Annotated in this window: 10 protein-coding genes and 1 pseudogene; 8 read left to right on the top strand and 3 right to left on the bottom strand. The window is 66.3% G+C overall.

Annotation, left to right across the window (positions count from 1 at the left end; all coding sequences use genetic code 11):
• Positions 1-342: pseudogene (locus RT460_RS07110) on the bottom strand (lipid-binding SYLF domain-containing protein); the annotation flags it as partial.
• Positions 343-497: 155 nt separating this feature from the next.
• On the opposite strand from RT460_RS07110, the gene hemH reads away from it, so the two are divergent.
• From hemH to RT460_RS07095, 3 genes are all read left to right on the top strand, one after another.
• The gene (gene hemH, locus RT460_RS07105) at positions 498-1,460 is read left to right on the top strand and encodes a ferrochelatase (protein WP_313318030.1); all 963 of its coding nucleotides are present in this window, start codon (positions 498-500) and stop codon (positions 1,458-1,460) included.
• Positions 1,457-2,323 (top strand): alpha/beta hydrolase, encoded by an 867-nt coding sequence (locus RT460_RS07100; protein WP_313318029.1) that lies wholly within the window; start codon positions 1,457-1,459, stop codon positions 2,321-2,323. The genes hemH and RT460_RS07100 overlap by 4 nt, the downstream gene beginning before the upstream one ends.
• 333 nt (positions 2,324-2,656) lie before the next feature.
• A complete protein-coding gene (locus RT460_RS07095; RefSeq protein WP_313318027.1) occupies positions 2,657-4,471 on the top strand; it encodes a methyl-accepting chemotaxis protein in 1,815 nt (604 codons plus the stop codon).
• A 30-nt stretch (positions 4,472-4,501) separates the two neighbouring features.
• On the opposite strand, the gene RT460_RS07090 is transcribed toward RT460_RS07095, so the two are convergent.
• Positions 4,502-5,155, bottom strand: coding sequence for a TetR/AcrR family transcriptional regulator (locus RT460_RS07090; RefSeq protein ID WP_313318025.1), 654 nt, complete (start codon positions 5,153-5,155; stop codon positions 4,502-4,504).
• A gap of 182 nt (positions 5,156-5,337) precedes the next feature.
• Between RT460_RS07090 and RT460_RS07085 the strand changes: the two genes are divergently transcribed.
• The 5 genes from RT460_RS07085 (at position 5,338) to RT460_RS07065 (ending at position 11,019) form a co-directional block, all read left to right on the top strand.
• Entirely contained in the window at positions 5,338-6,141 is an 804-nt protein-coding gene (locus RT460_RS07085; protein ID WP_313318023.1) for an SDR family oxidoreductase, read from the top strand.
• A gap of 34 nt (positions 6,142-6,175) precedes the next feature.
• On the top strand, positions 6,176-7,306 hold the full coding sequence (locus RT460_RS07080; protein WP_313318022.1) for a DUF5938 domain-containing protein: 1,131 nt from the start codon (positions 6,176-6,178) through the stop codon (positions 7,304-7,306).
• Between the two features lie 15 nt (positions 7,307-7,321).
• Complete coding sequence (locus RT460_RS07075) at positions 7,322-8,863, top strand: AMP-binding protein (RefSeq protein ID WP_313318021.1); 1,542 nt, start codon at positions 7,322-7,324, stop codon at positions 8,861-8,863.
• Positions 8,864-8,927: 64 nt separating this feature from the next.
• A complete protein-coding gene (locus tag RT460_RS07070; RefSeq protein WP_313318018.1) occupies positions 8,928-9,800 on the top strand; it encodes a transporter in 873 nt (290 codons plus the stop codon).
• Positions 9,801-9,828: 28 nt separating this feature from the next.
• Positions 9,829-11,019, top strand: a complete 1,191-nt coding sequence (locus RT460_RS07065; protein WP_313318017.1) for a lipid-transfer protein — start codon at positions 9,829-9,831, stop codon at positions 11,017-11,019.
• 240 nt (positions 11,020-11,259) lie between these two features.
• On the opposite strand, the gene RT460_RS07060 is transcribed toward RT460_RS07065, so the two are convergent.
• Entirely contained in the window at positions 11,260-12,906 is a 1,647-nt protein-coding gene (locus tag RT460_RS07060) for an MFS transporter (RefSeq protein WP_313318015.1), read from the bottom strand.
• Positions 12,907-12,943: the final 37 nt, after the last annotated feature.

Below are 12,943 nucleotides of genomic sequence, written 5' to 3'. Positions count from 1 at the left end.
CACGTCGGAGGACTGCACGCCGGCCTGGAAGCCGATGCTGCCGCCGGTGAGCTTGACGAAGACCGGGTTGGACCAGCTCCCATCGGCGGCCTTGACCGACATCAGACCATGGCCGCGGCGCCCACCAATCACCAAACCTGCCTTGATCGTGTCAGGAATGACCAGGATCGCGCGGCCTTCGTCCAGCAACTTGTCTGGAATAGCCTGCTCCGGGATGTTCTGGATCTCGTTGAGTACGCGCACCGCGTTGCGGGCGCGCTGGTCTTCCTGGGGACCGGCAACGGCGTTGGCGGACAACAGGCCCGCAGACAGCAGCAGAACAAGGCACGGCAGGCGGCGCATGGTGAACTCCGTAGGTCGATACGCAAGAAGATAAAGCAAGTGTCTGAAATTAGGAGCCTGGCTCTGAATCGGTAGTGAGCGGGAAGCCACCCGACTATCGCTGGAATAGGAACAATTGCGTCGCCGCAGGCGCACTCTCCTGCGAGAATATGGCCATGTCCAACGCCCCCAACACCGCGTTGCTCGCGGTAAATCTAGGTACGCCGGATACCCCCACCGCCCCTGCGGTACGTCGCTATCTTGCTGAATTCCTTGGCGATCCGCGCGTGGTGTCCATCCCCCCGCTGCTGTGGAAGCCGCTGCTGCATGGGCTGATCCTGCCTTTGCGCGGTGGCCGCTCGGCCCATAAATACGCCCAGGTCTGGTTGCCGGAAGGCTCGCCGCTGGCCGTTTACACCCGCCAGCTGGCGCTCGGCCTGCAGGCGCAGCTGCCGCAGTGGCGGGTGCGCGAGGCCATGCGTTACGGCCAACCCGCGTTGCAGCCAGCGCTGGACGCACTGGTTGCCGAGGGCGTGCAGCGCATCGTGGTGCTGCCGCTGTATCCGCAATATTCCACCACCACCACGGCTTCGATCGAGGACCAGGTGCAGTTGTGGCAGGCACGCAATCCCCGGATCACGGTTCAGACCATCCGTGACTACGCGGAAGATCCGCAGTGGGTGCAGGCAGTTGCCGACTCGATCGCCGCGTACTGGCAGCAGCATGGCCGCGCCGACAAGCTGATGTTCTCCTTCCACGGGATCCCGCAGCGCCTGGCCGACGCCGGCGACCCCTACCCGCAGCGCTGCCAGGCCAGCGCGCGCGCCATCGCCGCCGCGCTGGGCCTGGCCGACAGTGACTGGGAGCTGGCCTACCAGTCGCGCTTTGGCCGCGAGCGCTGGCTGCAGCCCTATGCCGAACCGCGCCTGTGGGAACTGGCGGCCAGCGGCAGCAAGACCCTGGACGTGGTCTGCCCCGGTTTTGCCACCGACTGCCTGGAAACGCTGGAGGAAGTCGCCATGGGCTTCACCGCCACGTTGGCCGAACGCGGCGCCCGCATGCGCTACATCCCCTGCCTCAATGCCGATCAGGCCCATGCACAGGCCTTGGCCGCACTCGCCCAGGCGCAGCCAGCGTGACCGCGGCCAGCGCCTTTGAACTGGATTGCGGTGGCCTGCGCGTTGCCGGCCTGCGTGCAGGCAAACGCGGCGGGCTGAAGGTCCTGGCCCTGCATGGCTGGCTGGACAATGCCGCCAGCTTCCTGCCGCTGGCCGAACACCTGCCATCGTTGGACCTGGCCATGATCGACCTGCCCGGCCACGGACTGAGCGATCACCAACCGCTGACCACGCCCTACACCACCCCCAATGCCATCGTGCAGACGCTGGCCATCGCCGATGCGTTGGGTTGGGATCGCTTTGTATTGCTCGGCCATTCCATGGGTGCTGCGATCGCCAGCATGGTGGCGGCCGTGGCCGGCGAGCGCGTGCTGGGGTTGGTTTCCATCGAGGCACTGGGCGGATTGAGTGCCCCGGCCGACGAAACCGTGCAGCGCCTGCGCAGCTATGTGGATGCGATGCTGAAGCTGGACGCCAAGAAACTGCGCCTGTTCCCCGACCTGGCGGCGCCGGTGCGGGCGCGGATGATGGTCAACCAGCTCAGCGAGGCCTCCGCGCGCCTGCTGGTCGAGCGCGGCGTGCAGGCGGTTGACGGTGGCTGGACCTGGCGCAGCGACCCGCGCCTGATGCTGCCCACTGCCGTACGCATGACCGACGAACAGGTCTGCGATGTGGTCAGCAGCATCCAATGCCCGGTACAGGTGATCTACGCAACGCCGGCACAGGCCTATTTCCCGGAGCCGCAACGCAGCCGCCGCGCTTCGCTGCTACGCGACGGCCGCCTGCACACCCTGCCCGGCCACCACCACGTGCACATGGACCAGGCTGCCGAGGTTGCGGCTGTGATCGAAGGGTTCATCGCGGGCTTGCCCGACGCAGACTGACAGCAGTCACCCGATATCGCCGCGCAAGGTTCAGTAGAGCCCAGCGCGGCCGATAACTCCGGTACAGCCGTTACCGAGATGAAGTCCCGCAGCCCCGCAATGGGTGCTGTGCGCACCACCACCGCATGCCCCCACGCCCCACTCCTCCGCCCGCGGCACCTGCGGGCCTGACCCTGCGCGCGCAGCGCCGCCCTCGCCCCACCCGACGTGTCACCGGGCTTGGGCCTTGTCGCGTGGGCGCCGACGACAGGACGGCGACGCCGGTAGTGCTGCGCGGAACCCAGCTTTCCTCTCTCCCCCCTTCCCGCTGTTGCTGTTGACCCGGAGTCCACGATGCCGCCACGCCCCCTTGCCGCTTCATCTACTTGCGAAAGCACTGCCGCACCTGCTCGCCATCCCCTCGCCCGCCAATTGCTGGTGCCGGGCCTGTTGCTGGCGGCGCTCTGGTCCGGGTTGGCATTGTGGTCCGGGCAGTGGCTGCCGGTGTTGATCGCCGGCATCCCGGCGCTGCTGATGCTGGCCGGGCAGTTGCGCCGGCAGCAGCGCATGCTGGGCGCCCCCGTCGTCACCCTGCATGCCCTGATCACTGCGCTGAGCGTTGATGAACGCGCAACCCCCAAGCCCAGCTTCGCAGCCGGCAGTCTGGCAGCGGCCCTGCTGCACGCGCAGGCACAACTGCAACAGCGTGCGCAGCAAGCGCAGACCTTGCATGACGAGAACGCGCGCATCCGCGCCTCGCTGGATGCCTCACGCACCGGCATGATGATTGCCGACAACGACCACATCATCCGCTACGTCAACCGCTCGGTGGTCGCGTTGTTGCGCAACCAGCAGCAAAACCTGCGCCAGGCCTTTCCGGACTTCGACGCGGACAACCTGGTCGGCAGCAGCATCCATCGCTTCCACGCCAACCCGGCCCGTATCCGCGGCATGCTGGACAAACTCAGCAGCCAGCACAACGGACGCGTGCAGATCGGCCCGGTGTATTTCAACCAGGTGGTAACCCCGGTCTTCCACGCCGATGGCAGCCGCAGCGGCTTTGCGGTGGAGTGGCACGATCGCACCCAGGAACTGCTGCTGGAAAACAACGTGGCCGCGATTGTCACTGCCGCCACCGCCGGCGATCTTGACCAGCGCCTGCAACCGGTGGCGCAGGCCGGCTTCATCCAATCGCTCACGCTGGGCATCAATCAATTGCTGGATACCGTGGCGGCGGCGACCGGCGAGTTGCGCAGCATGTTGGGGGCATTGGCCGCCGGCGACCTGGACCATCGCATCCACGGCCACTATGCCGGCGATTTCGAGGCGATGAAGCTCGATGCCAACCTCACTGCCGAACGCCTGGCCAGCATTGTCGACCAGATCCAACAATGCTCGTTGAGCATCACCACCGCTGCGCGCGAGATCGCCGCCGGCAACGACGACCTCTCGCGGCGCACCGAGCAGCAGGCGGCCAACCTGGAAGAAACCGCCGCCTCGATGGAGGAACTGACCTCCACCGTGCGCGAGAACGCGGACTCGGCGCGGCACGCCAACCAGCTGGCTATCGGTGCAGCCGATGTCGCCGCACGCGGTGGCACCGTGGTCGGCGAGGTGGTCACGACGATGCAGGCCATCGCACAGTCATCGCAGCGCATCGCCGAGATCATCGGGGTGATCGACGGCATCGCGTTCCAGACCAACATCCTGGCCTTGAATGCCGCGGTTGAAGCCGCGCGCGCAGGCGAACAGGGGCGAGGCTTTGCCGTGGTCGCCTCGGAAGTGCGGACCCTGGCACAGCGCTCGGCGACCGCAGCGCAGGAGATCAAGGCCCTGATCGCAGACTCGGTGGAGAAGGTCGGCAACGGCACGCAACTGGTGGGCCACGCCGGCAGCACCATGGACGACATCGTCGGCTCGGTACGCCAGGTCACTGACATCATGGGACGCATCGCCGCGGCCTCGCAGGAGCAATCGGCCGGCATCGAACAGGTCAACCACACCGTCGTGCAGATGGATGAAACCACGCAGCAGAACGCTGCACTCGTGGAAGAAGCCAGCGCCGCGGCACGGTCCATGGAACAGCAGGCCGATGCCCTGGCCATGGCGGTGTCGGTGTTCCGTTACACCCCGGCCGGGGCAGCAGCGGTGATCCAACGGCGCGCCTGAATCCTTCGCTGACGTCTGCGCCGCTGCCGTTCACCCCAGCAGCAGCGGCATCACATCCTTGACCTGCTTCTGCAGGTCCTTGGCGGCACTGGCCTGGCCGCTGACCTGTTGCAGCAGTGCGCGCTGGAACAACCCATCCAGCAGCGCGTACGCCACTTCCGGGGTGACCCGCAGCGGCTTCTTGCAGAAGCCGGCGTAACACGACACCACCCGCCAGACCATGTCCTGCAGCAGCAGGTCGATCTCGGCCACGTCCTCGCGCAGGAAGCCTTCGAACAAGGCCTGCGAACGCAGGTCGTACCAGAGGCTGTGCACGCGCGCGTCCTTCTGCAGGGTCTCGCCCAGCCGCGCCAGGAAGCCGCTGGCCAACGCATCGACGGTGCGCGCGTTGGCAATCACATCGTCGTAGCGGGTGGCGCAATGCCGCTTGTACTCGCGGATGCTGCAGCTGATCAGGTCGAGCTTGTCGACGAAGTAGTAATGCAGCACGCCATGGCTGTATTCGGAGTTCTGCGCGATCTCGCGCAGGCTGGTGCGTGCATAGCCCAGCTCGGCCAAGGTCGCCAACGTGGCCTGCGCCAACTCGCTGCGGCGTTGCGCGAACTTGTCAGCCGGCAGTTTGGCCGGCTTGCGGGGTGGACTTTTGGCAGCCGCCTTGCGGGGCGCGCGGGGGGATGACGGCACGGCGATTCCAACGGTGTACCCAAGGCCGATTCTGCCATTGCGCGGCGCAGCATGACAATCGTCCAAAAATATCTTTACATCCGTCCAAACTTTGCTGGACGAGTGTCAAGTAATCGATGTTGGCAATCCGGCGCTGGCCATCCCGGCCGTGCCGCACGCAGCTCACTTGGAGCGAGGACAACATGGGCGAGCAGAGCTTGGTAGGACGCAAGGCATTGGTCACCGGCGGCGCACGCGGCATCGGCGCCGCCATCGCTAAGGCACTGGCGCAAGCCGGCGCGGCAGTCATGATCGGCGACATCCTCGATGAAGCCGGCCAGGCCACCGCGGCGGGTTTGTCCGCCAACGGCGCCAGCGCCGGCTTCGTGCACCTGGACGTGGCCGACGATGCGCAGTGGCAGCACGCGGTGAACACCACCGTGCAGGCACTGGGCGGGTTCGACCTGCTGGTCAACAACGCCGGCATCGAGGTGACATCGCTGGTGGCCGACATCGACGCCGACGGACTGCGGCGCATGTGCGAGGTCAACATTGTCGGCACCGCGTTGGGCATGAAACACGCCTTCCGCGCGATGCGGCCGCAGGGCGTCGCCGGCCAGGGCGGCTCGGTGGTCAACATCGCCTCGGTCGCCGCCACCATCGCCTTCCCCGCCATCGCGGGCTATTCCGGCACCAAGTCAGCCGTGGACCGGATGACCCGGGTGGCCGCGACAGAGGCCGGCAAGCTCGGCTACGGCGTGCGGGTGAACTGCATCTATCCGGGCCTGATCCCCACCGAAATGGGCCTGCAGCTGGCCAACGACATCGTCGGCAACGGACTGGCGGCGGACGTGCCGGCGGCCGTCGGCGCGGTGATCGAACAGACCCCGCTGGGGCGTTTGGCCGAAGTCGGCGACGTGGCCGAGGCGGTGGTGTTCCTGTCCTCACCGCAGGCGCGCTTCATCACCGGCATCGGGCTGCCGGTCGACGGCGGCATGGGCATGTAAGCGACGACCACAACGACTGATCTGGAGACCAAGCATGAGCGATAAACGACCTGTCGTGGTGTACGGCGCATCCGGCTATACCGGCCGGCTGGTGTGCGAATACCTGCGCGAATACGGCATTCCCTTCATTGCTGCCGGACGCAACGCAGATACCCTGCACGCAGCGATGCAGGCCCACGTGGCCGGCATCGAGACGGCCGACTACGAGGTGGTCGCCGTGGACCACGATGTCGACGCGCTGACCAGGCTGTTCGACGGCGCCAAGGTCGTGCTCAACACGGTGGGGCCATTCAGTCGCTACGGCGAGGATGTGGTTGCTGCTTGCCTGGCGGCCGGTTGCCACTATGCCGACACCACCGGCGAGCAGGACTGGCTGATCCACCTGGATGAGCAGTGGGGCGCGCGTTTCGCCGCTGCCGGCCTGCTGCTGTCACCGGGCATCGCGCACATGTACACCACCGGCGAGATCGCAGCCCAGCTATGCCTGGAAACGCCGGGGCTGGATACGCTGGACATCGCCGTGTTCTGGGGTGGCAGCCCGACCATCGCCTCGACCCAGACCATCCTGGTCAACGCGGCGATGTCCAAGGCCTATTACCTGCAGCAGAACCGCTACGTCGAGTGGGAGCCGGATGCCGGCCTGTACCAGCTCAGCATCCCTGGCCAGCATGAGGCAGCCTTGGCCTTGCCCTGGGGCGGTACCTCGCACCCGGTGTGGTTCCGCCGCGATCCGCGCGTGGCCAACGTGCGCGTGCTCGGCGGCGTGTTCAACAAACCGCTGATGCAGGGCGTGCCCAAGATTGTTGCGGCCGCGTTGGAAGCGACCAAGGACATGCCGGCAGAAGAGCGCTACGCCGCACTTGCGCACACCGCATCCGGGGTGATGAACAGCATGCCGCCGCGCGAGAACCCGCGCATCAACAAGTCGGTCGACTCGGTGCATGCCTCCGGACCGCTGGGCCGCGCGCATTGCGTGATCCATGGCAACTGCAACTACAAGCAGACCGGATTGCTACAGGCCTTTGCCGCCAACTGGCTGCTGCAACAGCCGCCACGCCAGGTCGGCTTCGCCTCGGCATGCCAGGCCTTTGGCCACCACGAACTGTTGGGTGCGCTGCGCGCCTTCGGCCTGGTGCAGGCGCCGCTGCTGACCGTGCAGGCCTGAGTCCGGAGAACGACGATGCGGCTGTGTGACTACCTCGACAAGGGTGCCTCGCTGGGTGCGCAGGCACGCTGCCTCAGCATGGATGGCCAGGACTGGAGCTATGCGCAGGTGCAGGCGCACAGCTACCAGCTGTGCCGCGCCCTGCAGCGCGAAGGCGTGGAAGCCGGTGCCAAGGTTGCGATCCTGTCCGGCAACCATGCACTGGCCTTCGCCTGCGTCTTCGGCATTTCACGCGCCGCCGCCGTCTGGTGCCCGATCAATCCACGCAACGAAGCCGCCGAGAACCGGGCGGTGTTGCACGGCTTCGACTGCAGCATGCTGTTCTTCCACAGCAGCTTTGCGCCGATGGTGCGCGCAATGTTGCCGGACCTGCCGCTGCTGCGCACCCTGGTCTGCATCGATGCAACCTTGGACATCGCACCCGCGCTGCAGGACTGGCTGCGCGATGTGGACGACGGCCCCTGCCAGCGCGATGTCATCGACGACGTGGTGATGCTGCCCGGCACCGGCGGCACCACCGGTACGCCCAAGGGCGTGATGCTGACCGGGCGCAACCTGGAGGCCATGACCGCCACGGTGCTGATGTGCTATCCGTTTGAAGGCCGTCCGGTCTACCTGGCCCTGGCACCGCTGACCCATTCGGCGGGCGTGTTCGCCTTGCCGATGTTGGCGCTGGGCGGCCGCATCGTGATCATGTCCCACCCCGGCTATGCCGAATTCCTGCAGTTGATCGAGCGACACGCGGTAACCCACACCCTGTTGCCGCCCACAGCGCTGTACATGCTGCTGGACCAGCCCGAACTGGACGCAACCAAGCTCGGCTCGCTGCAGTGCTTCTGGTACGGCGCCGCGCCTATCTCGCCACAGCGCCTGCGCGAAGCCCTGCAACGGATCGGGCCGATGGCGCAGTTCTTCGGCCAGACCGAAGCGCCGATGGTGGTGACCACCATGGCCCCGCGTGATCACTACGACGCCAATGGCGAGATCGTCGATGCACGACTGAGCTCGGCTGGCCGCCCCAGCCCACTGCAGCAGGTGGCGATCATGGACGCCGATGGCCAGCTGCTGCCCGCAGGAGAACGCGGTGAAATCGTTGTGCGCGGCTCGTTGGTAATGGCGGGCTACTACCGCAACCCCGATGCCAGCGCCGACGCCTCACGCCACGGTTGGCACCACACCGGTGATATCGGCTACCTGGACGCGGACAGCTTTCTGTACATCGTTGATCGCGCCAAGGACATGATCATCAGCGGCGGCTTCAACGTTTATTCGATCGAGGTTGAACAGGTGTTGCAGGCGCATCCGGCCGTGCTGGACTGCGCGGTGATCGGCCTGCCCGATGCCAAGTGGGGTGAGCGCATTGTCGCCGTGGTCGAGCTGCGTCAGGGCGCGAACGTCCAGTCCGCTGAACTGATCGCGTTCGCCCGCCAGCAGCTTGGCGGGGTGAAGACACCCAAGCAGATCGAGATCTGGCCGGCGCTGCCGAAGTCACGCGTGGGCAAGATCGTCAAACCCGATATCCGTGCAGCCTTGCTGGCTGCCCATCCCCTGCCCTGAGCCATCGCCGGGCATGGCCCCGGCACACAGGGCATCACCGCAGCAGCTGCATCTGGAGGCTTACATGTCGTCACGCACGTGCACCACCGCCCTTGCCTTGGCCGCTTTGTGCTTTACCGGTACCGCTGCAGCAATCGACATCATGCCGGCCGACTACACGGTGTTGCCCAAGGGCACCACCCTGGGCCTGCTGTATGCCGGCCACAGCCGCAGCGACACGTTCCAGCTGGACGGTGTCGGCGATATCCCCCAGTCCAGCCTGGATCTGAACCTGGGTATCGTGCGCGTGCTGCACTACAGCCAGATCGGCAACATGCCGGTGGCCTACCAGGCCTTCCTGCCGTTCGGCAGCATGGACAACTTCAAGGTGGGCGGCGCAAAACCCGATGCCAACGATGGCGTGGGTGACCTCACGGTCGGCTTCACCACGTTCTTCGCAACACCGGCCGAGCCCACCAAGGGCACCACGGTTGGCGTCACCTGGTACCTCACCGCACCTACCGGAGACTACGACCTGGGCAAACCGGGGCTTGGCTCGGGCACCTATACCTTCATGCCGCAGCTGGGCGTGATCCATGGCTTCGGCAATGGCTGGTTCGTCGATGGCGCACTGGACGTGGCATTGCAGAAGGACCATCGCGAACAGGGCGTGGAAGTATCGGTGGACCCGACCTGGCAGGCGCAGGCCTATCTGCGCCGGCAGGTCTCGGCGGCTACCTCGTTCTCGTTCGGCTACTCGGGCACGTACGGCGGCAAGGTGGAGAACGATGACGTCTACGTCATGCAGAAAGCCCGCGGTGACGTGGCCAAGGTATTCGTCAGCCACATGTTCACCCCCACCTTCCAGGTCAACGGAATGCTGGGAACCGAGTTCAACGGCAAGGGCGGCTTTGAAGACAAGTTCATCGCCCAGGTTCGCCTGATGAAGGTGTTCTGATGCCCTGCCCCCTTTTGCGGAGCACCGCATGAATTCACGGGTCAACGTGGTTGGGGTGGGCATGACCCGCTTCGCCAAGCCGGGCGCCAGCCCCGAATACCACCGCATGGCCAGTGACGCCGTGCGGCGTGCGCTGGCCGATGCCGGTATCGGCTATGCCAGCGTGCAGCAGGCTTACGCCGGTTATGTCTACGGCGACTCCTGCAGTGGCCAGCGGGCGCTATATGGGCTTGGGCTGGGCGGCATCCCGGTGATCAACGTCAACAACAACTGTTCCACCGGCTCCACCGCGCTGTGGCTGGCGCGCCAGGCCGTGGCCAGTGGCGCGGCGGACTGCGTGCTGGCGCTGGGCTTTGAACAGATGCAGCCCGGCGCGCTGGGCATGTTGTTCACCGATCGCGACGCACCGCTGTCGCGCCACCAGGCCGCGCTCACCGGCCTGCATGGCAGCAGCGAGGCACCGTTGGCTGCGCAGATGTTCGGCGCGGCCGGGCGCGAATACCAGCAACGCCACGGCATCGCCGCTGAAACCTTTGGCCGCATCGCGGTGAAAGCCAGGCAGCACGCAAGCCGCAACCCGTACGCGGTGTTTGCGCAGCCATTGTCGTTGGAAGAGGTGATGGCCTCACCCATGGTGTACGCCCCGCTCACCCGCTACCAGTGCTGCCCGCCCACCTGCGGCGCGGCGGCGGCGCTGCTGTGCTCGGATGGTTTCATGCGCCGCCATGCGCTGTCGCGCAATGCGGTGAGCATCATCGCGCAGGCCATGACCAGCGATGGCGAGGACAGCTTTTCCGGGTCGATGATGGGCATGGTCGGCTATGGCATGAGCCAGCGCGCGGCGCGCCAGGCTTTCGAGCAGGCAGGACGTGGCCCGGAAGAGGTGCAGGTGGTGGAACTGCACGACTGCTTCACCAGCAATGAGCTGATCAGCTACGAAGCGCTGGGCCTGTGCGAGGAAGGCCAGGCCGAGCGCTTCATCCTCGATGGCGACAACAGCTACGGCGGCAAGGTCGTGGTGAACCCGTCCGGCGGCCTGCTGTCCAAGGGACACCCGCTGGGCGCAACCGGGCTGGCGCAATGCACCGAGCTGGTATGGCAGCTACGTGGCCAGGCCGATGACCGCCAGGTGGAAGGCGCCCGCATTGGTCTGCAGCACAACATCGGGCTGGGCGGCGCCTGCGTAGTGACCCTGTATCAAAAGAACCGGCTGGGCTGAGCTTTCGCTTCGCCGACATGCTCTACACGCCGGCAATGGGATCCTCATCGGACGGAGCCCAAACTCCGTCCATCATCCCCCCGGATGATGCCCTCCGCTGCGGTCCCAAAGCCGCAGCCCGCCGGCCACTGCACAAGCAGTGTGAGACGCCCGCAACGCTCGTCGTGATCCGGCAAATCTGATCCCCGCAACCGCATCCGAGCCCTGGCTACCCGCCATGCGCTTCATCCATGCGCGCGCTCATACCATCGTCGCCGGGGCGGCGGCAGGCAGGTCGGCACCGGGCATGCCACCGATGTAGTGCCGCACCTGCGGCTTGTGGGATGGGTCGACCAGCAGCGCACAGATCCGCTCCTGCAATGCGCGCTCGTCCTCGGTAACCCGCTCGTGTTGGCGCAGGTGCTCCAGCCAGGAGCTGTCCAGGAAGTACTCCAGGTAGCTGCCCGGCGCGGCCGTGTCCTCGGCAACACCCCACTGCACGGCGCCATTGCGGCGGCGGCCGCGGCCAAGTTCATGCAGCAGCTGCAGGAACGCAACACGCTGGTCCAGGCGCACCTGGTACTGCACGGTGACCAGCACCGGGCCCCTGTCCGCCTCCATGTCCTGCACGGCCGACGGTGCCGGCCAATGACCGGCCGGCCGCGTATCCAGGTCAGCTGCGGCAGCCAGCTTGAACTTCAAACCGAATACGGCTGCCAGTGCGGTGCCTGCCGCGGCGATCACCAGGGTCAAGGTGCTGCTGGTGTGCTGCGCCAGCGTGCCCCACCCCAGGCTGCCCACGGCCATGCCGGCGGAGAACACCACGATGTACAAGGCCAGCGCACGCGCCCGCACCCATGCCGGCACCGAGGTCTGCGCGGCGATCTGCAGCGACGACAGCACGGTGATCCAGGCAAACCCATTGATCAGCGAGGCCACGTACAAGACCGGCATATTGCGCACCAGCGCCAGCGCCAGCATGCAGCCGGCATAGAGCAGCGTGGCGATGAATACCAGGGTATCGGGGCTGGCCTGCTTGCGCAGGCGCGGCAACAGCAAGGCACCACTGACCGCGCCAATGCCGATGCAACCCAGCAGCAAACCATAGGTGCCGGCACTGGCACCGAGTTCCTTCTTGACCACGATGGGCAGCAAGGCCGTCAACGCGCTGGCAAACATGAAGAACGCCGCCGCCTTGACCAGCACCGCCTGCAGCACACTGGCCTGGGTGGCGTAACGCAGGCCTGCACGCAGCGCAGTGCCAAAGCTCTCTGGCGGCAGCGCCGAGACACGCGGCTCACGCTTCCACATCACCAGCACCACCAGCACCGCCAGGAAGCTCAGCGCGTTGATCGCGAATGCCCACTCGATGCCAGCGCGCGCCACGATGAAGCCGCCCAGCGCCGGACCCACCGCACGGGCGATGTTGATGCTCAACGAACCCAGTGCCACCGCCGGCCCCAACATCGGCGCGGGCACCAACTCGGGGGTGGTGGCCTGCTGCGCAGGCATCGCCATCGCGGCACCGATGCCCAGTGCGAACGTCAGCCCGATCAGCGTCCACGGCCCCAGCATGTCCAGATGCGCGAGCAAGGCCAGCGCACTGGCCACCATCAACATCCACAGCTGCGCAAGGATCAGGTAGCGACGGCGATCAACAATGTCGGCCAAGGTACCGGCGATTATGGCCAGCAGCACCACCGGCAAGGTGGTGGCCGATTGCACGGCGGCCACCATGAACGGCGAACCGGTGTTCTCGGCCATGATCCAGGCGGCAGCGACATCGTGAACCCAGGTGCCGATGTTGCCGGCCAGGATGGCCAGCCACAGCATGCGGAAGGTGGGTTGGGTCAATGGAGACCACGGACCTGCGGCCGGCGGGGAGGCTGGCGATGACGAGCTGGACATGGATTCTCCGGGAATGGGACATGGCACTGCGGCCCCG

The organism is Stenotrophomonas sp. (assembly GCF_032061965.1).
Lineage (GTDB): Bacteria > Pseudomonadota > Gammaproteobacteria > Xanthomonadales > Xanthomonadaceae > Stenotrophomonas.
Note: the sequence above shows the minus strand (reverse complement) of the source record. Positions and strands in the feature narration are given on the sequence as shown.